The sequence below is a fragment of the Bradyrhizobium sp. 76 genome (assembly GCF_023073025.1).
Taxonomy (GTDB): domain Bacteria; phylum Pseudomonadota; class Alphaproteobacteria; order Rhizobiales; family Xanthobacteraceae; genus Bradyrhizobium.
On sequence record NZ_JADPIS010000030.1, the window covers coordinates 1 to 2,188 of the forward strand.

General features: G+C 62.7%; 1 protein-coding gene and 1 pseudogene. Both read left to right on the top strand.

The features are described from left to right. Nucleotides 1-1,585, top strand: a 1,585-nt coding sequence (locus IVB48_RS07805) for a DUF1522 domain-containing protein (RefSeq protein WP_247287489.1), incomplete at its 5' end; no start/stop codon positions are given. A gap of 358 nt (nt 1,586-1,943) precedes the next feature. Beyond that, nucleotides 1,944-2,188, top strand: a pseudogene (locus tag IVB48_RS07810) (flagellin); the annotation flags it as partial.

A 2,188-nucleotide genomic window follows, 5' to 3' on the forward strand; every position in this document is an offset into this window, starting at 1 on the left:
CGGCGTCAGCGGCAACCTCGTCACCGACGGCAGCGGCAACACCACCGTCTATCTCGCCACCGCGACCGTCAACGATCTCTTGTCCGCGATCGATCTGGCCAGCGGCGTCAAGACCGTCTCCATCACCTCCGGCGCTGCGACGATCTCCACGAGCGCCAGCCAGCCAGGTGCTGCCGTCTCGACCGCTGCAGGTGGCGCCGTCACGCTGAAGAGCTCGACGGGTGCGGATCTCAGCGTCACCGGCAAGGCCGACCTGCTCAAGGCTCTCGGCCTGACGACTGCTGTGGGCGGCGGCAACGCCACCGTCAACGTCAACCGGACCACGAGCTCGGCCTCACTGGGTGCGACGATCGCGGACGGTTCGACGCTGAATGTCGACGGTCACGTCATCACCTTCAAGAACGCGCCGATCCCGGGTTCGACCGGTGCTCCGAGCGTTCCGAGCGGTTATGGCACGAGCGGTAACGTCCTCACCGACGGCAACGGCAACTCGACGGTCTATCTGCAGGCCGGCACGGTCAACGACGTGCTGAAGGCGATCGACCTTGCCACCGGCGTGCAGACCGCGACGGTCAACGCCAACGGCACCGCGACGCTTGCGACCGCCACGGGCCAGACCAACTCGTCGATCAACGCCTCGGGTCAGCTCAAGCTCTCGACCGGCGTCAATGCCGACCTCTCGATCACCGGTACAGGCAATGCGCTGAATGCGCTTGGCTTTGCCGGCAACACCGGGACCTCGAGCGCGTTCACCGCGGCCCGCACCTCCGGCGTCGGTGGGCTCAGCGGCAAGACCTTGACCTTCTCCTCCTTCAACGGCGGCACGGCGGTCAATGTCACCTTCGGCGACGGCACCAGCGGCACGGTCAAGACGCTCGATCAGCTCAACACGAAGCTTCAGGCCAACAACCTGACGGCGACGATCGACGCCAACGGCCTGCTGACGGTCTCGACCACCAACGACTACGCGTCCTCGACCATCGGTTCGAGCGCCGCGGGTGGTGCGATCGGCGGCACGCTGACTTCGGCGCTAACCTTCTCGACGGCTTCCAGCCCCGTCCAGGACACGGTTGCCCAGACCTCGCGTTCGAACCTGGTGTCTCAGTACAACAACATCCTGAACCAGATCGACACGACCTCGCAGGACTCCTCGTTCAACGGCGTCAACCTCTTGAACGGCGACCAGCTCAAGCTGGTGTTCGACGAGACCGGCAAGTCGAACCTCAGCATCACCGGCGTGACCTACAACTCCAAGGGTCTCGGCCTCGCGGCGCTGACCAGCGGTGTCGACTTCATCGACAACTCCGCGACCAACAAGGTGCTGTCGAACCTGAACGCCGCGTCGAGCACGCTGCGCTCGGAAGCTTCGAGCCTCGGCTCGAACCTCTCGGTGGTGCAGGTTCGTCAGGACTTCAACAAGAGCCTGATCAACGTGCTGCAGACCGGTTCGTCCAACCTGACCCTGGCCGACACCAACACCGAAGCGGCCAACAGCCAGGCGCTGTCGACCCGCCAGTCGATCGCGGTCTCCGCGCTGTCGCTGGCCAACCAGTCGCAGCAGAGCGTGCTCCAGCTGCTCCGCTAACAAGCGGACGACATCGTAAGACGACTATTGCGGCGGGGCTTCGGCTCCGCCGCTTTCTTTTTGCAACGGCATCAGAGTGCCGCTCGACGAAGTGCAACGATGCATTCGGATGCAGCCGATTGCTTACTCTGAGTTATGGTTGACAAGTCGCAAACGCCGGGTCGTTGCGCGAAAAAGCATCATGCTATCATGACGATATGGACGAGCCTGAGATGGCTCCGATTGCTCATATGGTGAATCCGCGCAAGGACTGGCGCGACACGCTTCATGCTTTGTTAGCCGTCTGTGTTCACCGTCCCGGACATCGATTAATCCTAATCGAAGTTTGTTGCGTTGCGTACCAGAAGGGTAACACTCAATGTCCGGTATTGTTCTCTCCTCGTCGGTTCGTCAGAACCTGCTCTCCCTCCAGTCCACCGCTGATCTTCTCGCCACCACTCAGAGCCGTCTGTCGACCGGCAAGAGCGTCAATTCGGCCCTGGACAATCCCACCAACTTCTTCACCGCACAGTCGCTCGACAACCGCGCCAGCGACATCAACAATCTGCTCGACGGCATCGCCAACGGCGTGCAGGTGCTGCAGGCCGCCAACACCGGCATCAC